At 68.2% G+C, this 23,031-nt stretch carries 19 protein-coding genes; 8 read left to right on the top strand and 11 right to left on the bottom strand.

All coding sequences use genetic code 11. From position 1 onward, the window contains the following. Window positions 1-2: 2 nt before the first annotated feature. The 8 genes from QUS11_03600 to QUS11_03565 are packed head-to-tail and all read right to left on the bottom strand — an operon-like array spanning window position 3 to window position 8,792. Complete coding sequence (locus QUS11_03600) at window positions 3-941, bottom strand: SDR family oxidoreductase (protein MDM7992374.1); 939 nt, start codon at window positions 939-941, stop codon at window positions 3-5. Beyond that, window positions 938-1,765 carry an AIR carboxylase family protein gene (locus QUS11_03595; GenBank protein MDM7992373.1) on the bottom strand — a complete coding sequence of 276 codons (828 nt, stop codon included), beginning with the start codon at window positions 1,763-1,765 and terminating at the stop codon, window positions 938-940. Before QUS11_03595 ends, QUS11_03600 begins: the two co-directional genes overlap by 4 nt. Continuing rightward, window positions 1,762-2,106 (bottom strand): cupin domain-containing protein, encoded by a 345-nt coding sequence (locus tag QUS11_03590; protein MDM7992372.1) that lies wholly within the window; start codon window positions 2,104-2,106, stop codon window positions 1,762-1,764. The genes QUS11_03595 and QUS11_03590 overlap by 4 nt, the downstream gene beginning before the upstream one ends. Then, window positions 2,103-3,254, bottom strand: a complete 1,152-nt coding sequence (gene hydE / locus QUS11_03585) for a [FeFe] hydrogenase H-cluster radical SAM maturase HydE (GenBank protein ID MDM7992371.1) — start codon at window positions 3,252-3,254, stop codon at window positions 2,103-2,105. Before hydE ends, QUS11_03590 begins: the two co-directional genes overlap by 4 nt. Continuing rightward, window positions 3,251-3,931 (bottom strand): hypothetical protein, encoded by a 681-nt coding sequence (locus tag QUS11_03580; GenBank protein ID MDM7992370.1) that lies wholly within the window; start codon window positions 3,929-3,931, stop codon window positions 3,251-3,253. Before QUS11_03580 ends, hydE begins: the two co-directional genes overlap by 4 nt. Further along, window positions 3,915-5,132, bottom strand: a complete 1,218-nt coding sequence (larC, locus tag QUS11_03575; GenBank protein ID MDM7992369.1) for a nickel pincer cofactor biosynthesis protein LarC — start codon at window positions 5,130-5,132, stop codon at window positions 3,915-3,917. Before larC ends, QUS11_03580 begins: the two co-directional genes overlap by 17 nt. Beyond that, on the bottom strand, window positions 5,129-6,127 hold the full coding sequence (gene gmd / locus QUS11_03570) for a GDP-mannose 4,6-dehydratase (GenBank protein MDM7992368.1): 999 nt from the start codon (window positions 6,125-6,127) through the stop codon (window positions 5,129-5,131). The genes larC and gmd overlap by 4 nt, the downstream gene beginning before the upstream one ends. A gap of 37 nt (window positions 6,128-6,164) precedes the next feature. After that, complete coding sequence (locus QUS11_03565) at window positions 6,165-8,792, bottom strand: PP2C family protein-serine/threonine phosphatase (GenBank protein MDM7992367.1); 2,628 nt, start codon at window positions 8,790-8,792, stop codon at window positions 6,165-6,167. Window positions 8,793-8,976: 184 nt separating this feature from the next. Between QUS11_03565 and QUS11_03560 the strand changes: the two genes are divergently transcribed. The 4 genes from QUS11_03560 to QUS11_03545 are packed head-to-tail and all read left to right on the top strand — an operon-like array spanning window position 8,977 to window position 13,994. Further along, the gene (locus QUS11_03560) at window positions 8,977-9,630 is read left to right on the top strand and encodes a hypothetical protein (GenBank protein ID MDM7992366.1); all 654 of its coding nucleotides are present in this window, start codon (window positions 8,977-8,979) and stop codon (window positions 9,628-9,630) included. Between the two features lie 37 nt (window positions 9,631-9,667). Beyond that, on the top strand, window positions 9,668-11,800 hold the full coding sequence (locus QUS11_03555; protein MDM7992365.1) for a bi-domain-containing oxidoreductase: 2,133 nt from the start codon (window positions 9,668-9,670) through the stop codon (window positions 11,798-11,800). Next, on the top strand, window positions 11,797-12,993 hold the full coding sequence (locus QUS11_03550; protein MDM7992364.1) for a hypothetical protein: 1,197 nt from the start codon (window positions 11,797-11,799) through the stop codon (window positions 12,991-12,993). The genes QUS11_03555 and QUS11_03550 overlap by 4 nt, the downstream gene beginning before the upstream one ends. Further along, window positions 12,990-13,994: a DUF354 domain-containing protein gene (locus tag QUS11_03545; GenBank protein MDM7992363.1), complete on the top strand. Its 1,005-nt coding sequence runs from the start codon at window positions 12,990-12,992 to the stop codon at window positions 13,992-13,994. Before QUS11_03550 ends, QUS11_03545 begins: the two co-directional genes overlap by 4 nt. 177 nt (window positions 13,995-14,171) lie before the next feature. On the opposite strand, the gene QUS11_03540 is transcribed toward QUS11_03545, so the two are convergent. After that, window positions 14,172-15,575, bottom strand: coding sequence for a hypothetical protein (locus tag QUS11_03540; protein ID MDM7992362.1), 1,404 nt, complete (start codon window positions 15,573-15,575; stop codon window positions 14,172-14,174). 109 nt (window positions 15,576-15,684) lie between these two features. Here QUS11_03540 and QUS11_03535 point away from each other — a divergent pair, with 109 nt between their 5' ends. Genes QUS11_03535 through QUS11_03525 form a run of 3 tightly spaced genes read left to right on the top strand, consistent with a single transcriptional unit; the run spans window position 15,685 to window position 19,430 of the window. Further along, window positions 15,685-17,148, top strand: a complete 1,464-nt coding sequence (locus QUS11_03535; GenBank protein MDM7992361.1) for a DUF362 domain-containing protein — start codon at window positions 15,685-15,687, stop codon at window positions 17,146-17,148. A 46-nt stretch (window positions 17,149-17,194) separates the two neighbouring features. Continuing rightward, the gene (locus QUS11_03530) at window positions 17,195-18,259 is read left to right on the top strand and encodes a glycosyltransferase (protein ID MDM7992360.1); all 1,065 of its coding nucleotides are present in this window, start codon (window positions 17,195-17,197) and stop codon (window positions 18,257-18,259) included. Beyond that, the gene (locus QUS11_03525; GenBank protein MDM7992359.1) at window positions 18,249-19,430 is read left to right on the top strand and encodes a glycosyltransferase family 4 protein; all 1,182 of its coding nucleotides are present in this window, start codon (window positions 18,249-18,251) and stop codon (window positions 19,428-19,430) included. The genes QUS11_03530 and QUS11_03525 overlap by 11 nt, the downstream gene beginning before the upstream one ends. Here QUS11_03525 and QUS11_03520 read toward each other — a convergent pair. After that, the gene (locus QUS11_03520; GenBank protein MDM7992358.1) at window positions 19,395-20,555 is read right to left on the bottom strand and encodes a glycosyltransferase family 4 protein; all 1,161 of its coding nucleotides are present in this window, start codon (window positions 20,553-20,555) and stop codon (window positions 19,395-19,397) included. The genes QUS11_03525 and QUS11_03520 overlap by 36 nt on opposite strands. After that, the gene (locus QUS11_03515) at window positions 20,539-21,756 is read right to left on the bottom strand and encodes a hypothetical protein (GenBank protein ID MDM7992357.1); all 1,218 of its coding nucleotides are present in this window, start codon (window positions 21,754-21,756) and stop codon (window positions 20,539-20,541) included. Before QUS11_03515 ends, QUS11_03520 begins: the two co-directional genes overlap by 17 nt. Here QUS11_03515 and QUS11_03510 point away from each other — a divergent pair. Further along, window positions 21,722-23,031: DUF362 domain-containing protein (locus tag QUS11_03510; protein ID MDM7992356.1), on the top strand; the 1,310-nt coding region annotated here is incomplete at its 3' end. The genes QUS11_03515 and QUS11_03510 overlap by 35 nt on opposite strands.

The raw sequence follows: 23,031 nt of genomic DNA, 5'->3' as shown, positions 1-23,031 counted from the left end.
CCTCAGGGTCCGGCGCCGCCTCCGGCCATGAACATGACCGTCCGCCTGAGCCCCTCCTCGAACGCCACCGAGGGCTCGTAGCCGAGTATCCTCCTGGCGAGGCCTATGTCGGCCCTGCTGTCGCGAACCTCCCCCGCCCTCTCCGGGGCGTGGACGGGCGCGAGGTCCTCCCGACCCAGCAGTTTCGCGATCTCGGAGGCGAGCGTGTTGACCGGGATGCTGCCTCCGCAGGCGACGTTCATCACCAGCCCCTCGGCGCCCCGGGCCTCGGCTGCCCTGAGATTGCCGTCCACCACGTTGTCCACGAAGGTGAAGTCGCGCGACTGGCATCCGTCGCCGTTCACCAGGGGCGGCAGCCCGTCGAGGATCCTCTTCGTGAATATCGGGACGACCGCGGCATAGGGGCTGCCGGGATCCTGGCGGGGACCGAAGACGTTGAAGTACCTCAGGCAGACGGTCTCGAGGCCGTAGACGCCGTGGAAGACCTGGCAGTACTTCTCGGCCGCGAGCTTGCTGACGGCATAGGGCGAGAGAGGCCTGGGCGGCAGGTCCTCCGACTTCACCGGCACGGGCTGGTCGCCGTAGATGGACGACGAGGAGGCGAACACCACCCTCCCCACCCCGCGGCGCCTCGACGCCTCGAGTACGTTCAGGGTCCCCAGCACGTTCACCTCGTTGGACCTGACGGGATCGGCGATCGACCTGGGCACGCTGGGGAGGGCTCCGAGATGGAACACCCTGAGGCATCCCGCCACCGCGGCATCGACCGCGCCGGCATCCCTGAGGTCGCCACGGACGAACTCGCAGTCCACGCCTTCCAGATTGGATGCGCGGCCCGTAGAGAGATCGTCCAGCACCCGCACCTCGTCTCCCCGTGCGACAAGGGCCCGCACGAGGTTGGAGCCTATGAAGCCCGCTCCTCCCGTCACGAGGCACTTCAAGAGGCGGCACCTCCGCGCAGGCCGAGTATCCTGACAGCAGCGGCAGCGGCTCCGAGGCCGTTGTCTATGCTGACCACGGTTATGCCCGGCGTGCCCGAGGCCAGCATGGACATCAGGGGGGCGATGCCGCCGAACGGCGGGCGCGAACCGCCCGAGGTCGGCACTGCGACGACCGGACCTCCGTAGAGACCTCCGAGTATCGAGGGCAGCCCCCCGTCCATGCCCGCGAACACGAGGCACACCGCCGCTCCGCCTATCTCCTGCATCGAGGAGGTCAGCCTCTGGATGCCGGTGGAGCCGAAGTCGACGAACATGTGACAGGGCACGCCGCATTCGGACAGGAGGAACTCGGCCTCGGCGGCCGCCTTCATGTCGGCCCTGCCCGACGTCACGAGCGCCACGAAACGCGGATCCGCCGGGGAGGGAGCGGGGGGGCCGGCGGACACGGCCATGCATTCCAGCGAGTACCTGCAGTCGGGGAACTCCTTCTTCAGCAGGTCGAGGGCATCGCTTCCCAGCCCTGCCGCGAACGCTCCGCCCGACCTCTCGATCTGGGCCTTGAAGAGAGCCAGCACCTCCACGGGCGAAAGGCCTCCGCCCATGATGATCTCGGGCAGGGGGAGGGTGGCGGGAGGGCCGGCGGGGGCGGTGGCGGCCTGCTCCGGCGCATCGGGAACCGGCGCGGCCGGAGCTCCCGATGGCGCCTCGACGGGTCCGGCGAGGGCGTCCCTGAGCTTCTCCTCGCTGTCCGCAGGGGGTTTGGAGCTCGAGGCCACCTTCCTGACGTACTCCTCGAAAGGATCGGGCTTCGCGCGCGGGGTCACTGGTTCGGCCCCGCAGCGATCAGCAGCACCAGGTCCCCGCCGCTTCTGTTCTGCATGTGGAAAACCTCCCAGGCCGGCACGGCGGCCGTGTCGCCTGCGTTCATCTCGTGGGCGAACCCGTCCGCATCGACGTATTCGCCACCGCCCGAGAGCACGTATATGACCCTCTCGCCCCTGGCGGCCTCCCTCGGGATGTGCCCGCCGGACTGGATCGTGAGCATCCTGAGCGTGATCTTGTTGCAGCCGTCCCGGGTGCCGGCCAGGAGCCTGCTGGCGACCTTCGAATAGCCGGTGTCCGAGAGATGCTGCGGCCTAACGTCGGAAGAAGACCTGATGATCATAGGACTCCCCCGTCCGCCTTTCCGGAGGCTTCTGCGCCTCTGCCGGGGGCCGCGAGCCTCCTGGTGTAGTGGAGCGGATCCCCGGGATCGTCAGGCACCAGGAGCCTCCTCACGGAGCCGCACCTGGCCTTGCCCGACCTGATGATCGTCTCCAGGTCGTCCCTGACGAGAGCCTTGCCCTCGTAGAGGTTGTAGTTCTCCCTGAACCTGGCCGGAGTGAGGTTGGGCATGAAGACGTTGGCTCCGGCCTGGAGCCCCTTCTCCAGACCATCCGGATCGAGGGTCTGGAGGGCGGTCGTGGCGGATATGTTTATCTCCGGCATCATGATGCGCAGAAGAGCGATCATCCTCAGGGTCAGCGACACTCTTTCCCTGACCGGAGGGGCCGAGTCCCGGGCCTCGAAGAGGGGCGTACCGGAGTGTTCTATCCACGGGCCCATGCCGCACATGTCGATGTCGATCCCGCGCAGGTACTCGAGATCCCCCGCGAGGTGCTCCACCGTCTGCCAGGGGAGTCCCACGAGGACTCCGCTCCCGGTCTGCCATCCCGAGGCGGAGAGGTATCCGAGGCAGGCGTCCCTCTCGCTCCAGCGGTGGATGCCGTCGCGGGGATGGAGCCTGCCGTACAGCTCCCGGTCGGATGTTTCGATCCGAAGGAGGAAGCGCCTCCCCCCCGCGGCCCACAGGCGGTCGAGAACGGCCCGGGGCAGCTCGCCGAGGGAGAGCACCATCCTGACGGAGTCGCCCCAGAGCCTGCCGCACTCCGAGAGCACCTGTGCGACGGTCTCGATGTGCTCGTCACCCAGCATCTCGCCGGACTGGAGCAGGAACGACCTCAGACCGGCCCGGAAGCCTTCCTGGAGAGCCTCGAGAACCTCTTCGGAGGACATCCTGTATCTGGCCACCCCGGGGTTGTCCCTCCGGAGCCCGCAGTAGAAGCAGTTCTTCTGGCAGGCGTTCGAGATCTCCACTATCCCCCTGAGGTAGACGGCGGGTCCGACCGTCCTCTCGAGAACGGCGGATGCCGCGTGGAAGAGGGGTTCGTCCATGGAGGGGCCTGCGCCGAGGATGTCCGTGAGGTCGCGCCTCGAGAGGTCGCAGGCATCCCCGGACCTGATCGCGGCGAGCTTCTCGTCCGCCAGCATCATCGCGAGCCGTCACGCAGAGATGGCGGGATGAACTCGCCCGGGCTGTTCTCGTACGGCTCGTTGGCCAGGGAGCGCCCCGCCTGCCCGAGCATCAGCACGTCGTTCACGACCCCCTCGAGGTCGGTCGTGGTCCACGATTCGTAGTAGCGCCCCGCGACGCGCCCGTGGGAGTCGACGACCTGCACGAGCGGATACCTGTCCGCCATCATGCTCTGCGACACCAGCCCGTCGGAATCCACGATCACGGGGACCCGGATCCCCCAGTCGGAGACCGTGTTCCTCCATGACTCGACGGTCGAGTCCGAAGGCACGAACACCACGATCATCTCAACGGGGCGATCAGCATAGATCCCGTCCAGGTCGTCGAAGAGGGAGAGATCCTGGACATCGGACAGGCGGCTGAACTCGCTGAAGAGCATCACCACGACATGGCCGCTGAGATCGTCGTAGAGGCTGATGGGAACGGGGGTGTTGAACCAGGCGTGGTCGGGAGGGAAGTCGCCCACGGCGGCATACCGTTCGGTGCCCTGCATCGGGGGCTGGAGCCCGAAGAGGAAGACGACGAGAGCCCCGCAGGCGGCGAGAGCCAGGGCGAACAGCAGCCCCGACTTCAACCTGCGGCGCGCGAGATCGAAGGCTGGAGTCTCGGGGTCGTAGCCCTCAGGGATCTCCGGCATCGCCGCCGCCTTCTCTGCCCTCCAGCTCGGAGGCCATCGTCTTGAGCCTGTCCAGGACCACCCTCACGGGCAGGCCTGCCCTCCTGGCGAGATCCTCGCAGTCCGAGAAGTCAGGGTTGACGTTGACGTAGCGCCGCCCAGCGACTCCGGCCCTCAGGCGCGCTGTGCCCCAGGGGGTGGACACCTCGATGAAGCTCCTGTCGAGGGTGCGGAATCCGGCTGATCTGATCCTCACTCCCAGCGTGGTGGAGTTTCGGAGGAGAGCGTCGATGGACGACTCGAGGGCTTCGGCCCTGCACACCACGGTGATCTCGACGGCAGGCCTTCCCTTGCGGCCGGTGCAGTGCGCCGCGTAGCAGTCGACCGCACCTGCGGCCATGACCGCCTCCTGGAGCCTCGGGAACAGCCTCGGGTCCATGTCGTCGAGGAGGGTGACGAGCTCCACGGCCTCGTCCATGCGCGGGCAGCAGGGCACACCGGGCGTCCCGAGCCTTATCCTGAGCAGGTTGGGGGACGGGTGGTCCGACGCACCGGCACCCAGGCCCGTGCGGTCCCAGATGGCCGGCGGAGGCGGGGTCCAGTGGTCGACCAGCGTGGCGAGCAGGACGGCGCCCGTCGGAGTGGTCATCTCGGCCTTCACTGCACCCGAGACGACCGGTATCCCCTCGAGGAGGACGGACGTCACCGGAGCGGGCACGGGCAGTTCGCCGTGGGCGCAGTTGACCGTTCCCCAGCCCGTGCAGACCCCGGGGCACCAGGTCTCCGTGATGCCCAGCATGTCGTAGCCGATCATCGTGCCCGCGATGTCCACGATCGAGTCGATCGCGCCGAGTTCGTGGAAATGCACGTCCGCAACGGCGCAGCCGTGCACCTTCGCTTCGGCTGCCGCGAGGGTCTCGAAAGCATCTCTGCAGAGGGTCGAGGCGTGGGCGGAGAGCCCCGCCCTGTCGATCATGCCCAGTATCTCGGCGAGGTGCCTGTGCCCGCCGGGACCGCCTGCCGGAGCGCCGGTCCCGATCGAGACCCGCGTGCCGGCCTGTCCGGCCCTCCTGACCTCGGACACGGACATGGCCCAGCCTTCGGGCACGACCTTCCTGACCCCGGCCTCGAGCCTCGCCATGTCCAGGCCGGCCCCTGCCAGCGCTCCGAGGAACATGTCCCCGGCTGCACCGCTCCAGGCCTCTATGGTTGCGATCCTCACCTCGCCGCGCTCCCCGCTTCCAGGCTCCCGACCTCGTGGTCCACCATCTCGTTCACCAGATCCTCGAATGTCGTGGCGGGCTTCCATCCCAGGACCCTCTCCGCCTTGGAGGGGTCGCCGCGCAGGGCGTCCACCTCGGTGGGTCTCAGGTATGACGGATCGGTGTCCACGAAGTCCCGGTAGTCCAGGCCGAGGCGGCCGAAGGCCAGCCCGGCGAACTCCCTGACGGTGTGCATCCTGCCGGTGGCGATCACGTAGTCGTCCCCCGAGGGCTGCCGGAGCATCAGGTACATGGCTTCAACATAATCCCTGGCATGCCCCCAGTCGCGCCCGGCGTCCAGGTTGCCCAGCACCAGCCGCTTCTGGAGCCCCTTCGAGATCCTGGCCGCGGCCAGGGCGATCTTCCTGGTGACGAAGTTCTCCCCCCGCCTGGGCGACTCGTGGTTGAAGAGGATGCCGCTCGAGGCGTGCAGTCCGTAACCCTCCCTCGCGTTCACCACCATCCAGTGCGCGTACAGCTTGGCGGCGGCGTAGGGGCTCCGGGGACTGAACGGGGACAGTTCGCTCTGCGGGGGGGGCGTCGATCCGAACATCTCGCTGGTGGAGGCCTGGTAGAACCTGCATTCCCGCGCCAGGCCCACCTCCCTCACTGCGTCCAGAAGCCTCGCGACACCCAGGGCGTCGACGTCTCCGGTGTACTCCGGCATGTCGAAGGAGATCCTCACGTGGCTCTGCGCTGCGAGGTTGTAGATCTCGTCGGGCCCGCACTTCTCGAGGATCCTGTTGAGCGCGCTGGAATCCGTCATGTCGCCGTAGTGCAGGAAGAGCCTCGATCCGTAGGTGTCGCCGTCCTGTATCAGATGCTCTATCCTGCTCCGGTTGAAGCTGGACGACCTCCGGACTATGCCGTGGACCTCGTATCCCTTCCCGAGCAGGAGCTCGCAGAGGTACGAGCCGTCCTGGCCGGTGATGCCCGTCAACAGGGCCTTCTTCATGGGGTGCTCCCCTTCCGCGGAGAACCGCTCCGAGGCTTCAGAGCCTCCTCGCGACCATAATCGTGAAATCGTCGCGAAAGGAGTCGCTCCCGTGGAAGCGGCGCACATCGGAGACGATCTCCCTCACGACCATGCACGTTTCGAGCCCGGCGGCGCTCCTCGCGGCCCCGGCCAGGCGTTCCGGGCCGTACTCCTCGCCGGAGGCGTCCATCGCCTCGGTGAGCCCGTCCGAGTACATCACAAGGAGGTCGCCGTGCTCCATTCGCACGGTTCCGCTCCTGTATGCCGCATCGCGTGACACCCCGAGCAGGAGTCCGCCCTCCGAGAGATCGAATATGCCTCCGCCGGCCCCGAGCAGGACGGGAGGGTTGTGACCGGCGTTCACCCACTCGAGGGTCGACGCGCCGGGATCGAACACCGCCGCGAACATCGTGATGAAGTACTCGGGGGAGGTGTTGGCATGGACCATCCTGTTGGCCCGCGCGACCATCTCCTCGAGCGGGATGCCGACGTCGGAGATGGACCTCAGAGTGGCCTGGAGGTTCGCCATGAGGAGGGCCGGCCCGACCCCCTTGCCGGTGGCGTCGCCCACCGCGAGCAGGGTCCGCCCGCCCGACATCGGGATCACGTCGTAGTAGTCACCCGCGACTTCCAGGCAGAACTGGATGGAGGCCGATACGGAGAGCCCCGGGGTGTCGGGCATCTCTCCCGGGAGGAGCCCCTTCTGGATGGACCTCGCGATGGAGAGCTGCTCCTCCAGCTTCTCCTTCTCCACCTTCTCCTCCATCAGCTCTATGTTCTCGGCCGCCATGGCGATCTGGCCGGACAGCGAGCCCAGGGTCTCCAGCTCGAACGCCCTGTAGTCCTCGCCCGACCTCTTCCGCCCGGCCGCCACGAAGCCGATGCCGCTGTCGCGGGAGGGCAGCGGGAGCAGCAGGGCGATCCTCCTCTCCTCGAACCAAGCCGCCTGGGCCGGATCCAGCCGGATCCTCCCGGAGGCCTGGATCTCGTCGAGCAGCAGCGGCCTCCCTTCGGAGCAGAGCCTCTGCACGAACATGTCGTCGGTGTCGAACGGCGCGGGGGCTCCGCTCCCGTCCGTGAGCGACGTGGACGAGGCTCCGGCCTTCGTCACCGGGATCACCGGTTCGGCATCGAGCCCCTCCGTGAGCCTTCTGGCCAGCAGAGACCAGAACTCCCCCCGGTCGCCTATGCCCCGGATCTCCTGCAGGAACCCGCTCAGAAGAGCCCTCAGGCGGCGCCTCTCGGGGAAGAACCTGTTCTCCAGGTCGTTCCTGATGATCCTCTGGACCGGTGCGAATCCGACAGCGAGGCTCAGGGAGATGAGCAGCACCGGCGTGGTCCCTCCTATCCCGGCCGCGGAGGACAGCGCCCTCCCGGCACCGTAGGCGAAGGCCACGATGAAGGCGAGCAGGAACACGTTCACGATCAGGAAGAGGGTGCCCTTCCTGTACTTCGTCTCGGCGTCGTGGAGCCTGAACCTGCCCATCGCCCTGGCGATGCTCAGCGGGGCCGGCAGGATCGAGAGGAACTGGGTGTTGGCGATGAGGAGACGGCCCGTGTACGACAGGGAGGCCATATCGCGCGCGAACAGGAGCTGAATCCAGGCGATCAACATGAATACGATGAAGCCGGGAGCGGCCCCCCACATCACCATCCGGGCCTCGCGCCTCTCGAGCATCCCTGCGGACTTCGACATCGCCCTGCGGAGCATCGCGAACCCGCCGGCGAAGTAGCATGTCAGGACCGGCACGGCAACGATGTTGATCTCCTGCCCGTCAATAAAGAAGTTGAACGCGACGAGCGCCGCGATGGGTATGTAGATCGCGGCCAGGGCGACCTTCCTGTGCTTCGCGAACCTCTCCCTCTCGAAGGGGAACAGCATGTGGAGATGGAGCCAGAACGAAGCGGAGAAAGCCCCGAAGATCCGCGTGGCGGTCAGGAGCCCGTTCTCGAAGGGAAACCTGAATGTGGCGTAGGCCATGGGGATTATCTGGGCGGAGAAGACCATCAGGGACGTTATCGCCAGGCAGAACAGGGCCATCACCCTCGCTGCCGGGTTCCCCGGCCGCCTGGCCAGGGTGTATGCGGCCGTGTAGAGGAATCCGGCCGTGATCAGCACCCTGACGATGAAGAGCAGGATGATCTGCACCTTGTACACGGCCGGGATGGACCGCGTCACGACGGTGGTCGACACGGGCGGCGGCGCTATCACCATCCAGCTTTCACCCTCGCTGACCGAGTCGGCGATCCCGGTTCCGAGCGCGGCATCGATCGGCGTCGCGAGGAGCGCGGCCATGGAGGAGGAGAGCGTGCTGTCCATGCGGATCCTCGACGGCTCCCTGTAGACGATCCCGACCTCGCGGCCCGCCGGGGTATCGGTCGAGAACACCGTGAAATAGTTGGAGACCGTGGCCGTGAGGCCGTCTACCGAGAGCAGGGAGTCGCCGGGCTCGGGCACGGGCCCTTCCGGGAAGTCCTCGGGGTCGACCGACGTGAAGATACCGGGCCCTTCGTCACGGAGGTCGAGGAGGCTCCAGATGTCGCCTATGCGGCACATCACGTCCACCTTCGTGAACTCCTGGACCAGGTAGAGCCCGGCATACAGCGTGAAGAATACGGTCAGGACCCGCACGGCGGTGTTCATGGACTCGAGGGCCCTCCTTCCCCGGGATCAACTATACCCTCGCACGGTCCGGGGGGAGAGGTTTCCGGCCGTCCTCTCCCCCGGCCGCGGCGCTTGCTTATAGTCCTCTGCCGATCATGTGCCGGCGGGTTCCGCAGACGGTGAACCCGAGCTCGATATCTGTCATCCCGGGCATTGGAGGCCGATGGCGGAGGAGAGAGTCGCCCCGGAGCGGCTGGACGGGTCCGAACAGGGCCCGGATGCCAGGTACTGCTACAGGTGCAAGAGCCTTCTCAAGCACCGCAGCGAGTGGTGCGGCACATGCGGGGCCGACCAGTTCTACCGCTGCAGGAGCTGCGGGCAGGTCTTCAGCAAGGCCAGGCACAGATGTCCCGAGTGCGGCGCCAGGCGCAGGCGGAGCTCCCACAGGAGCGGCATCTCGCGCGTCAGCACCTCCCCCGCCACGCTCGACTGGCTCAACAGGCACCGGCACATGCTGTTCTACGTCGCGGCGGGGGTGACGGGCGGGATACTCCTCGGCGCGATCATCAAGGCGCTCGCATCCCACTCCGGACCAGCCAACGAGCAGGGCTACAGCCTGACCTCGATCATGTACTGGCTCGATCCCTTCATCAGGGCGGCCCGGACTGTATGGCACCTCATCTCGGAGGCGGTCTCGGCGGTGTTCCGCTGGACCAGGGACCTCATCCTCAACAACTTCAAGACCACGGTGCTGGCATTCCTGGGCGGCCTCGCCGGCTTCATCGTCGCGATCCGCGACAAGAGGCGGCGGCACAGGAAGAGGAAGCACAGGAACGGCGGGGAGGCCCCAACTGAGGATACTGGGACAAAGGCTTAGCGACGGCTCGGTCGAGGTCGTCGAGGCTCCGGACCCCATGCTCCAGCCGGGTTCCGTGAGGGTGGCTACGGCGTTCTCCGCCGTGAGCCCGGGCACCGAGGGCGGCAAGGTCAGGGCCGGCCGCATGTCCCTGCTCGAGAAGGCCCACGCCAGGCCCGAGCAGGCCAGGCAGGCCGTCGGCATGGTCCGCACACTCGGCCTCGTGAACACGATCCGGAAGGTCAGGTCCAAGCTCGAGGGGGCGCAGCCCCTGGGATACAGCCTCTCGGGCCGCGTCACGGAGACCTGCGGCGACTGCGGAGGCCTCGCCCCCGGCGACCTCGTGGCCTGCGCGGGGGGCGGATACGCCAACCATGCCGATCAAGTCGTGATCCCCGTCAATCTCACGGCCAGGGTTCCCGCAACGGTCGGGCTGGAAGACGCCGCATTCACCACCCTGGGCTCGATCGCGCTGCAGGGAGTGCGGCTCGCCTCGCCGACACAGGGGGAATGCGCCCTCGTGATAGGCCTCGGGATCATCGGCCAGCTCGCCTGCCAGCTCCTCAAAGCCGGCGGATGCAGGGTCATGGGGGCCGACATCGACCCGGCGGCCGTCGCGCTCGCAATGTCGGCCGGCAGTGCCGACGAGGCCGTAGATTCCGGATCCGACGCGGTGTTGCCCGCCATCGAGGCCTTCTCCAGGGGCAGGGGCGTCGATCTGGTGCTGATCTGCGCCGGCACCGGCAGCAACGGACCGGTGGAACTCGCGGGCGCGGCCTGCCGAAGGAGGGGCAGGGTCGTGGCGGTGGGCGCCGTGGGGATGGACATCCCGCGCGAGGACTACTACCGCAAGGAGATATCCTTCACCGTCTCCTGCTCCTACGGCCCCGGGCGCTACGACCCCTCGTACGAGGAGGGGGGGATCGACTATCCGCTCCCCTACGTCCGGTGGACCGAGGGGCGGAACATGGAGGCCTTCCTCGATTCGGTCGCATCCGGTTCCGTAAGGCCCTCGTCCCTCGTCACGCACAGGTTCCGGCTCGAGAACGCCCCGTCCGCCTACGCCATGATCGCCGACGCATCCGAACCGTTCTGCGGGATCCTCCTCGAGTACCCGGCGGAACCGCAGGTGCGTCCGGGCGCGCCCGTCATCCTCGACGGCGGCAGGAAGGCCGCGGGTGGCGGGATCGGGGTGTCCTTCATCGGCACGGGCTCCTTCGCGCAGACCTTCCTTCTGCCGGTCATCACGAAGAACAGGAACGCCCGCCCGGAGGCCATCTGCACGAGGTCCGGCCTCACTGCGGCGGATGCAGGCAGGCGGTTCGGCTTCGCCAGGGCGGTGGGGACCCCCGGGGAGGTATTCTCGGACCCCGCCACCGACGCGGTCTTCATAGCCACGAGGCACGACAGGCACGGGCCCGGGACTCTCGCGGCGCTCTCGGCAGGCAGGCACGTCTTCGTCGAGAAGCCGCTCTGCCTCACGATCGAGGAGCTCGCGGCGATCCGGGACGAATACATGAGGACCGATGAGCCGCCGATACTCATGGTCGGCTTCAACAGGCGCTTCTCCCGAGCGGCCGCCATCGCGCGCGACTTCCTCCGCGAGACCGGGCAGCCCATGGTGATGAACTACACGGTGGCCGCGGGCAGGATCCCGCCCGACCACTGGACCCAGGACCCGGCGCAGGGCGGGGGCCGGATACTCGGCGAGGTCTGCCACTTCGTCGACCTCCTCCAGTTCCTCTGCGGAGGCGAGCCGGTCAGGGTGGCCGCCACCTCGCTCAGGCGCGACGACGCGGCGGTGCCCTCGCGCGACAACTCGGTCCTGCTCCTCGACTTCTCGACCGGCTCGGCGGGCACGATCTCGTATGTGGCCGATGCCTCGAAGAGGCTGCCCAAGGAGAGGATCGAGGTCTCGGCGGGCGGCAGGACTGCCGTCATCGACAACTTCGGCAGGGTGGACCTGTACGGCCCGTCTGGCAAGAGATCGGTGAAATGCCGCGGCAAGGGCCACGAGGAGGAGGTCGGCGCCTTCCTCGGATCTATCGCTTCCGGGGTCAGGCCAATCGACTTCCGGTCCGTGGCCGCGACCACCCTGGCCTGCATCAGGGCGGAGGAGTGCCTCGCCGCAGGCGGAGGAACCGCCGGGATAGACGCGGGCGCCTTCCTGGCAGCCGCCCGGGATGCATGACAGGATCTGACGCCCGGCGGACCGCGCTCGACATCCTCGCCCGGGAGAGGGCGTCCGGATTCAGCGGGCCCGACCCCTACGACGCCCTGTCGAGCCGGCTCCTCGCCCCACTCGTGAGGAGGTCGCGGCTCTTCCGCCTCGCGCTGACGCAGGCGGTCAAGCGCTGTCCGTTCGATCCCAGGCGCCTTCTCGGCATATCTCCTGGGAGGAATCCAAAGGCCCTCTCCCTCTTCCTCTCGGGCCTGTCCGACATGCCCGGTGATGATCCCGCGAGCGCGGCCCTGCTCGAGTCCCTGCTGCTGGCCTCGGCTTCGCGGCCCGACGGTTCGCCGGTCGCCCGGCCGGGCTCCGAGGGCCGGCCCGAAGCCTTCACCGACGGGATCGAGGCGGGATGGGGCTACGACTTCCCCTGGCAGGGGCGGGCTTTCTTCCAGCCGTCGGGCTTCCCGACCGTGGTCTGCACCAGCTTCGTCATCGACGCACTCTCGGACGCACGCTCGGAGTCGTACGGGGCCGCCCTCGGCTGTGCCGTGCGCTTCGTTCAGAACTCCCTGGAGCGCCAAGAGTGCGACGAAGGGATCTGCTTCAGCTATTCGCCGAGGGACGGGTCGAGGGTCTACAACGCCTCGCTCTTCGCCGCGAAGCTGCTCTCACGGGGTCATGCGGCGGGCCTCCCCGGCGGACTCGACGAAAGGGCATCCCGGGCTGCCGACTATGTCGCCTCCCGCCAGTCGCCCGACGGTTCCTGGGCCTACGGCGAGGCCCCCCACTGGCACTGGGTGGACGGCCTGCACACTGGCTTCGTGCTCGAGACGCTGATCTTCCTCGGGGGATCCCTGGGCTCGGAGAGATGGGACGGGGCGATAGAGAGAGGTCTTCGTTTCTATGCCTCGGAGCTCTTCGGGCCGGACGGCACCGCCCTCTACCATCCCGGGCGCAGGTATCCCGTCGATCCTCACACATACGCGCAGGGCATCCTCACCTGGCTCGCGGCGGGCAGAGCAGGATTCGACGTCGAGGTCGACCCTGCAGCCATCGCGGACAGGGCGGTCGAGCTTCTCTGGGACGGGCGCCGGAAGGGCTTCCTCCTGAGGCGGAACCGCCTCGACGCCTCGCGCACGATCCACACACGCTGGGCGCAGGCCTGGATGTTCCGGGCGCTCGCGGCCCTGTCACGGGCGGAGGCGGGATGAGGATCTGGTTCGACGCCGACAACGCCCCGCACGTGCCCGTGATGAGGCCGGTCGCCGCAGAGCTGACCCGCCTGGGCCACGAGGTGTTCTTCACGGCGAGGGACAGGGCCTCGACCTGCGAGCTGCTCGACCTCTACGGGTTGCAGTACATCCGCACGGGGGGCGGTTCGTCGAAGAGCAGCGCGGGCAAGGTGATCGGCACGCTCGCCAGGGCCCTGTCACTCGCCGCTGCCGTGCGCGGTCGCAGGCCGTCGCTGTCTTTCGGGCACGGCTCGCGCTCGCTGCCCCCCGCCTCGGTGATGCTGGGCGTCCCCTCGGTGACGATGTACGACTACGAATGGGTGAACCCGTCGATCTTCAACAGGCTCTGCCGCACCATCCTGCTGCCCGAGGCGGTCGGGATCGAAAGGGCCCGCGAGGCCGGGATCGACACCCGGAAGGCCCGGTTCTTCCCGGGGCTCAAGGAGGAGCTGTACCTGTCTGGCCGGGAGTTCGCCGGAACTCCCCGGGAGATAGCGGAGTTGACCGGCGGCGAACCCTATGTCCTTCTGCGCCCGCCGGCCGTCACCGCGCACTACCACAATCCCGAGAGCGAGAGGATCTTCCACGCCCTGCTCGAGAACCTCTCGAAGCGGAAGGGCACCCGCATCCTCTTCGTGCCGAGATCGGGCGACGACCCGCTGGCCGGGGCCGCGAGACTGGCCGGAGCCGTCGTGCCCGACCGCGTGCTGGACGGGCCCGACCTCGTCTGGAACGCCCTCGCGGTCGCGGGCGGCGGCGGCACGATGACCCGCGAGGCAGCCGTCCTCGGGGTCCCCTCGATCAGCTTCTTCATGGGCAGGCCGGGGCGCGTGGACGAGCACCTGGCCTCGCTTGGCCGCCTCGGGTTCGTCCGCGACGTCCCTTCGGCGCTCTCTCTAGACCCCGCGTCCTTCGTGCGGCTTCCCCGCATGGAGAACCCCGGCCTCCCGGCGGTCGTCGCGGAGCTGCTTCTGCGGTGATCCCTCTCTAGTCCGATCCGGGTTTCGTCGAGGTCTGCAGACAGAATGGGACTGCTGGTGAAACCCGGTCATGGCGGTAGCGCTGCGGTCCTCTCATCGCCCGCCATTCAGTTGAACCGGAAAGCTGGCGGGCGACTGTCGGACCTGCTCATCCCCGCGTTCGCGGGAATGAGCGAGTCAACAGCGTTCCGGAGTCGGGGGGACGTCGGAGACGGCGAAGGAGAACTTGCCGGAGCTGTTCACGGGGATGGAGGGGACGCAGACGACGTTGACCGACACCCCGGCGGGCAGCACCTCCAGGACCTCCTTCCGGAGGTTCTCCACGTCCTCGTCGTTGAAGCCGAGGTCGGGCACTATCCTGATGACCAGCTCCTCCGGGACCCTCTGGTAGATCTGAGACTGGCGGATGTGCGACATCCCCTTGAACGGGTATGTCAGGTTCGAGGCCGACAGGAGCGAGCCGTCGGGCATGACCAGGAGGTCCTCGACCTTGGTGTCGATGGCCTCGACCCTCGGAGATATCCTGCCGCACGAGCACTCCCCCTCGAGGAGGCGGGTCATGTCGCCGGTCCTGTAACGCAGCAGGGTGAAGCCCGTGTTGCTCAGCGACGTCCCGACGAGCTCGCCCGCTCCTCCGGGTCCGACGTCCCTTCCCTCCGGACCGAGGATCTCGAAATACGAGTTCTCCCAGTTCAGGTGCAGCCCGTTCCTGCACTCGAACTCGCTCGCCGAGACTACCCTCTCGGTCAGCCCGTAGTAGTCCCACAGGTAGCAGCCGAAGACGTCCTGCACGGCCTCGCGCTGGAAGTCGTGAAGGGGTTCGGCACCGAAGAAGGCACCCTTCATCCTGGCTGAAAGCCCGCGGCGCCGGAACGCCAGCGCCAGGGCGTAGAGCGCCGACGGATAGCCGGACAGAAAGGCTATCTGCTTCTCCTCCAGATATTTGTGATAATGGACGGCATTGTCGGGGGAGATGTGGTAGGTCGAGAGATAGGAGAGCCTGGCCGGCGGGCACTCCCTCCAGTACGGAGGGGCGGTCTGGTCGATCGGGACGATGCGGTGACCGCCCAGCATCGCCACCCAGTCGTGGCCGAACCTGCAGCCCACCGAGAGCCTGTGGCGCCAGATGAGGGCGCGCTCCATGTCCATGGACTCCCTGCTCCAGTAGACCCTGAGGGGCAGGCCGGTGGTCCCGCTGGTGCCGTGCTTCACGAGCCCCGCCGGATCGACGTCGATGGGGATGAAGTCGCCGGGGCGTTCGGCAACGGTGCGCTTGTCCAGTATGGGCAGGGACTTGAGCACGGCGACGGGGTCGCTGTCGACGGTTTGGGCGTCGGGGATCATGCCGTCGTAGAAGGGGGTGTTGGCTGCGGCCCCGAGGACTTCGGCCAACCTGCGGCGCCTGTAGTCCTCCATGTCGTCCGGCGGCCAGTACTGCATCTTCCTGAGCTTCAGGACCAGCTTGCGGAACCCCGGCGAGGATTCATGGTTCCACCTCACCGAGGATATGGCCGATACGGCGAGGTTCTGAAGCCTCACGGGAAGGGCCCTGTAGACGCTGTAGCTCAGCCCGGAGTACATCGGAACGGCATCCCCCCCCTCGAACGCCCCCTGAAGATGCACCCCGGAATATAGCGGGAGTTATCCTTTGCGCACTCTTGGCCCATATTCGTGGCATCGGGAGGTGGAGATGACCGAGTCTTGCCGTGTCGCGATCGCCAGGGCCGTGGAAGCCTCGTATCCGTCGACGCCCCCCTTCGACCCCGACACGGACTTCCCCGAATACCCCTGGGGAGCAGCCGGATGCGACGGGGCCAACCATGCCTATACCGCTGTCAGGGCAGCCCTCGCGGCTCTCGGGATGGACGGGGGGAACTTCGGCACCCCGGCCTGGAACCCTCTGGGGGAGGTCGTCCGCAGGGGCGACATGGTCCTGGTCAAGCCGAACCTCGTATGCGAGGCACGCGAGGGGCATCCGGACCAGTACGAGCAGATCGTCACCTCCGCATCGGTCGTGCGCGCCGTGCTCGACTACGTCCTGATCGCGCTGGGCGGCAGGGGCAGGGTCGTGATAGCCGACTCGCCCCAGACCGACTCGGACTTCGGCCTGACGGCCCGGAGGACGGGCCTCGCAGCCATGGTCGACACCATGCGTTCGAGGGCGGGGGTGCCCGTCGACCTCCTCGACCTCCGCACGGAGAGATGGATCGTGCGGGACGGCGTGTGCACCGGCAGCGTCAGACTCCCCGGCGATCCGGCGGGATACGTGACGACCGACCTTGCCGTATCCAGCCACTTCGAGGGGAGCCGGGGCTCCGCGTCGTTCTACGGCGCCGCATACGACACAGGGGTCACGAACCGGAGCCACTCGGGCGGGAGGCACGTCTACGAGGTCTCGGGCATGGCCCTCTCGGCCGACGTCGTGATAAGCATCCCGAAGCTCAAGACGCACAAGAAGTGCGGGATGACGGGATGCCTGAAGGGCATGGTGGGCCTGGCCGGCAACAAGAACATGCTGCCGCACTATCGCTTCGGCCCTCCCTCCGAGGGCGGCGACCAGTTCCCCGACGGCAGGCGCGGAGGAAGGCTCGAGAACCTCGCGGTGAAGGCCGCGAAGAGGATCGTGCTTTACGGAGGCAGGGTGGCCGGGACCGCGGCAAGGGTGCTCAAGCCTCTGGGATACGGCATCTTCGGGTCCACCCGCGAGGTGGTCAGGAGCGGCAACTGGCACGGCAACGACACTACCTGGCGCATGGTGCTCGATCTGGCGGCGATAATCACGTTCTGCGGGCGTGACGGAGTCATGGGCGACACCCCGCGCCGCAGGTTCTTCAACGTGGTCGACGGGATCGTGGGCGGACAGGGGAACGGACCCCTCGATGCCGATCCGGCGCCGTCGGGCGTGATCCTGGCGGGATGCTCTCCGCTCGCCGTGGATGCGGTCTCCGCCGCGGCGGCGGGCTTCGATCCGATGGACATCCCGCTGCTCAGGGGCGGGTTCGGGAGCCCCCTGGGTCTCGCCCCCTGTCCTCCCGGGGAGGTGGAGACCGTCTTCGAGAGCGACGGATCCCTGCTGACCGGCTTCGGCTCCTTCCCCCCGGTGTTCGAGTTCGAGAAGCACTTCGGGTGGCGGAATCCGAGGCAGGACAGATGACCGGAAACGGCCGGGCGGAGGCTGCCTTCTGAGAGTCCTGCTCGCCATAGACGGCCTCGGTCCGGGCGGGGCCGAGCGCCAGTTCCACATGCTCTGCGAAGGCCTCGCCGGGAGGGCCGAGGTTGCGGTCTGGGCGCTCCACGGCGGACCGTATGCCGGGGCGATCGAGGATCTCGGGATTAGGCTCGTGACCGCCCCGGGAGACGGAAGGGATCCATTCGGAGCCATACGATCCGCCTTCTCGTTCGCGACGGGCTTCCACCCCTCCGTGATACACTCATGGGGCTGGGTATCCGCCTCGCTGATGTGCCTCCCTTCCAGGGAGGCCGGTGTGGCGCACGTCACGGGCCTCGTCAGGATGGGCACGCTCCCCCGCAGGAAACGCGCGCGGCTGCTCCTGGCGGCGAGGCTCGGAGATCTCTGCACCGGCAACAGCGCGTCCGGGCTCTCGGCATGGAGGATCCCCGCGAGGAAGGCCAGGCTGATCAGGAACGGCTTCGACGCCCGCCGGGTGGAGGGCGTCCATGCATCTCCGGGTTCTCACGAACGCTTCACGTGCGTCATGGCCGGGTCGATGTCGGGCCACAAGGATTTCGCGACTCTGATAGACGCCGCGGCCATCCTCGAGAGGGGGTGTCCCGGGAGGTTCCGCTTCGACCTGCTGGGCGACGGGCCGGACAGGGAGATCCTGGAGGAGAGGGCACGCGCCGCCGGGTGCCTCCTGGCGGTGTGCTTCCATGGCCGGACTGCCGACTCCATGCGATATCTCGCCGAAGCGGACGCGGGGGTGCTCCTCTCGCCCCTCGGGGAGGGCATGTCGAATTTCCTGATGGAGTGCATGGCTGCGGGGCTCCCTGTGGTTTGCACCGATGGGGGGGGGAACTCGGAACTGGTGCGTGAATCACGGGACGGCTGGATGGTGCCGCAGAAGGATGCGGGGGCCCTGGCCGACAGGCTCGCGGCGATGGCGTCGGACCCCGGTCTCTGCGCCCGCGCCGGCGAATCCGGCAGGGCCAGGATCCTGGGCGAGTTCTCGTCCCGCAGGATGCTCGAGGCGACGCTCGGGGTGTACGAGGAGGCCATCGTCGGGAGGGCCCGGAATGGGAGCTGACAGACCCAGGATCCTAGTGGTCGGCAACAATTCCGGGGCGATGCACGGCTCGCTCGTGATGAACAGGTTCCTGGTGCGGGCTCTCCGCGATAACGGCTGCGAGGTGTCCATCCTGGACAGGGCCTTCTCCAGGCGCAACACGGAGATAGGCAAGATAAGGCTCCACAAGCTCGCGCGCGCCGCGGGGATGGGACTGGAGGCAGGCGCTCTGGGGCTCTCCGGCCGGTACGACGCGGCTTTCTATCTCCCCGCGTCCCTGCCGCCGGCCCTCACCTTCGACTACTTCTTCCTCCCTCTGCTCCGGCACCTGTCGCGCAACTGGATAGGCTACTCGCACATGGTGAGGTACAGGTCCCTCTCGCTGGGGCCGAACCGCTTCCAGGCCATGAATGCGGTGAGGTTCTGGAAGTCCTTCGACCGCTGCATCGGGCCGAGCGAGGCTGTCGCGGAGGATCTGAGGGCCGTCGGCGTCGCGCCCGGCCGGGTGCGGGTGCTGCTGAACTGCCTCCCCCCGGGCTGGAGGTATTCCGATCCCGCCGAGGTGTCCCGCAGGGCCCTCCTCGAACCGTCCTCCATCGTCTTCCTGTCGACCGTCAGGGCCCGCAAGGGGGTGTGGGACATCCTGGAGGCCTACCACCTCCTCGCATCCCGGCGGCCCTCGATGCCCCGGCTCGTCCTGATCGGCCCGGAGACGGAGGCCGGCATCTTCGCAGCCATCGGGAGATGGGTCTCGGAAAGGGGCCTGGACGGCTCGGTCGACCTGCGCGGAGAGCTCGGCCACGATGAGATCGAGGCGGGATTCGAGTCGGAGCCGTGCGTGTTCGTCTTCCCCACGAGGCGCGAGGAGGCGTTCGGCCTCGTCCTCGCCGAGGCCATGAGCAAGGGCGTGCCCGTGGTCGCCTCGAACATAGGGGCCATCCCCGAAGTGCTCGACGACGGGGCTGCCGGAATCCTGACCCCGTCGGAGGATCCCCCGGCCCTCGCCCGGGCGCTCGGGGGGATGCTGGACGACGCCGGTTCGAGGGAGGCGCTGGCGCTCAGGGGCCTCGAAGCCTCGAGGAAGTACTCCTTCGAGGCGTACTCCCGCAGCGTCGGCGAGGTGCTCAGGTGGGCAGGGATAGCGCCCGGCGGGCCCTCAGACCGACCCGGGACCGCAGATCCTCCTGAATAGCCCGTCCAGCATGGCGGCGGCCGAGGCGGCCGAGTAGGACTCCGCCCGGGCCCTGATCGCACCGCGGTCCCACCGTGCCGTCATCGCCCTCTCCATGGCCCGTGCCAGCTCCGCCGGGGATGCCGAGGGTCCGACCAGCATGCCGCAGGATTCGTCCAGCAGGCCGGGAACCCCGCCGACAGCCGTGGCGACGGAGGGCACACCAGCAGACATCGCTTCGAGGATCACCAGCGGCACCCCCTCGGCCGCAGAGGGCAGCACGAGGCAGTCGGAGGCCGCGTAGAGCGGGGGCATGGCGCCCGGGCCGAGCGCACCGGCGAACACGGTTCTCACGGATCCCGGCGAGCCCGCCGCCCTGCGCGCCAGGTCGTCCCTCCTCGATCCGTCCCCCGCGATGACCAGCCAGGGAGAGCCGTCGAGCAGTGCGAACGCGTCGACGAGCAGGTCCACCCTCTTCACGTCCTCCAGGCGCCCGGCGAAGCAGAAGAGGAAGGCGTCCGGGGGTATCCCCGCCCCCTCCCTGAAGCTCCTGCGCCCCTCCCCCGAGGGCGAGAACAGACCGGTGTCCACCGCGTTCGGCAGCAGCGTGACCCGTTCACGGGGGACGCCCCACCGGACGTTCTCCTCGAGGCATCTGCCGTCGATGGCTATCACGTGGTCGACGGACCTGTGCATCCAGCCCAGCACGCGGCCGTATGCGGCGGGAAGCCCGAAGCGCCTGCCGATGCGGAAGGTGGCGTAGGTGAGGGGATTCTCCGAGCCGTGCTGGTGGTGCACGAGGCGCCACTTCGCGATCCCGAGAGACCGCAGGAGGCACAGCAGCATGGAGGCCTCGTTGCTGTGCGAATAGACGAGGCCGGGCTCCAGCCTGGACAGCGTGCGCAGGCGCAGCAGCAGTCTGGCGGGGAAGACGATCCTGTGGGGGAGCCTGCACCCGGCCAGGGACGGACCCAGGCGGGACGGCCCGCCCTCCGCATCCGGCGAAGGGGTCAGGAGGGTCCAGCTCCGGGGCATGTGCGCCGAGAGGGCCCTGAGGTATCCGCTCACGCCCCCGACGGCCGCCCCGTCGGAAGGCGAGGCTTCGGCGAGCACGACGACCCGGGGGCTGTCAGCGCTCCGGGTCACGGCCCCCCGGGGATGCGGTCCCGGCCCTGGCGCCCGAGGCCGCGTCGGCCTTCGATATCGCCCAGTCGACCCAGAGATCCTGGGGCCAGGTATGACCCTCCACGAACCTCAGGCAGCCGGGGGATTCGAGCCTCCAGTATCCGGCGACCCCGTGGACGGCGGAGTCGGAATAGCCGTAGGACATCTCGGAAACCAGCATGCGTCCGTCGCGGAAGAGGATGTCGTAGGCCATGGAGTCGAAGCCGAAGCGCCTGTTGATGCCCAGGCAGGCCAGCATGGCCTCCTCCGGCACGGGCCTGTCGTAGTCGATCCTGCCGCTGCCGCTGGCGCGGAAGTCGCCCGGCCGGTTGTTGCGCCAGAACCCTGTCGCGAAACTGTCGCCGATTGCTGTGATGCGAAGGTCGGCATCGTTGCCGGGGACGAACTCCTGCCAGTACGCGACGCCGAACGGCTGCTCGCCCCTCCGGCGCCTCCGCAGGAAGTCCGCGAACCAGTCCCTCCCGATGCCGGAAGCCAGCCTCGAGAGCCTGCCGCGCCCCCCGGCCGCCGTCCGGTCCCACAGCGTCAGGCTGAAGGCGCGGCGGACGATGCCCATGAGCTCCTCCCTGCTGCGCACCGCCCTGACGTTCACGCTCCCCGCCCCGGCCGAGCCCTTGAGGACCACGGGGAACTCCTCCAGGCCGGCCTGCTGAGCCGCCTCGTCGTAGTCGAAGGTGACGAAGGTCCGCGGAGTGGGTATGCCCGCGAGGGACAGCAGGTAGCTCTGGGCGGCCTTGCTCTCGAAGTGCCAGACCGTCTCGAAGCCCGGGACGACCGTCAGCCCCGCGTGATGCTCGAGGAAGTGGATCTTCTCCTTGACGTATCCCGCGAATTCATGGCCCATGTAGGGAGGCTTCCAGATCACCAGGGTGGCTCCGGCCACCCGGGCGAGCCAGTCGCTCCTGTCCAGGTTCACGAACCCGTACTCCAGTCCGGGGCGATCGAGGGCCCGGCGCTCGACGGCTTCGGCGAACCTCCGGTGCCATCCCCCCCTGTCGGTCCCGATGGCTATCTTCAGAACCTGTTCCCCCAGTCGGTAGGGATCGTGCAGCCGGCCCCCCTGCGGGACCGGTTCGATTATGCAGACTGCGCGCCCCCGGGGGTATCGACGGTCTGCCGGAGGGCCTGTGACGGGTCTAGCCTGCGCCCTTTCGATGGGCATGCCGGAAACGGAGTGGTACTCCCGCGAGGCGCTCGCCCGGCTCGTCCGCGAGGCGGCTGCAGGTGCCTCCGGCGGGCAGCCCCTCCGCATGGCCCCCGGCTCCAGGGTGCTCATCAAGCCCAACTGGGTCTACCACAGAAACGCCTCGGGCGGCGGGGTCGACTGCATGGCGACGCATCCGGAGTTCGTGCTGGCCGCGCTCGGCCTCGTGCTGGAGTCCGACCCTTCGTCGGTGGTCATCGGAGACGCACCCGTGCAGGGCTGCATCTGGGATTCGCTCGTCACTCCGGAGCTGCGGGACCGGATCGCCGGGGCGGCCCGGGGCCGCAGGGTCGATGTGATCGACTTCCGACGCACCATCATGCGGGGGGCGGGGCTCGATGCGGGCCATGACCGGGATGTCCGTCCGGAGGACAGGTTCGTGCTGTTCGACCTGGGGTGCGACAGCCTGCTCGAACCGGTGTCCAGCCCGCCCGGGCGCTTCAGGGTGACGATGTACGATCCCGGTCTGATCTCCAGGAGGCACTTCCCGGGCCGGCACCAGTACCTGATCTCGAAGGAGGCCCTGGAGTCCGACGTCATCCTCAGCCTGCCCAAGCTCAAGACTCACCGGAAGGCGGGCATAACCGGCGCCCTCAAGAACCTGGTGGGACTCAACGGCAACAAGGAATTCCTGCCGCACCACAGGAAGGGCGGAGCGCGGGACGGGGGCGACTGCTACCCCGGCCGGTCGGTGCTCAAGTCCATCGCGGAGAACCTGCTCGACGCCTCCAACCGGAGGATCGGGCGGCGGTCCTTCCCCGCCATGCTCGCAGGCGTGAGGATCGCGCTCGAACTGCAGAGGCTCCTCCACGGCGAGGCCGAGATAGACGGAGGCTGGTCGGGGAATGACACGGTCTGGCGCACGGTGCTCGACATAGACAGGATCGCCCTCTACGGGAGGATCGACGGGACGATGGCCGACGTCCCGCAGAGGAGGGTCGTCAGCCTGACCGACGCGCTGGTCTGCGGCCAGGGCGACGGGCCGATGATGCCCGACCCCCTCCCGCTGGGTTTCGTCACGTGCTCGGACAGCCCGGTGGACGCCGACATCCTGCACTGCCGGCTTCTGGGCTTCGATCCCGGCCTGATCCCGATGGTCCGGGAGGCTTCGTCGGGCTTCAGATGGCCCCTGCCGTCGGGGGAGGGCATCCCGGAGATCCCCGGCGCATCCGGCGGCGTGGCTCCCATCGAGGCGGTCCCCCCCAGGGCTGTCTCTTATACACATCTCCGAGC

Origin of the sequence: Candidatus Fermentibacter sp. (assembly GCA_030373045.1) — a bacterium.
Classification (GTDB): Bacteria; Fermentibacterota; Fermentibacteria; order Fermentibacterales; family Fermentibacteraceae; genus Fermentibacter.
The sequence above is the reverse complement of the archived record's forward strand: the minus strand, read 5'-3'. Positions and strand labels throughout refer to the sequence as shown.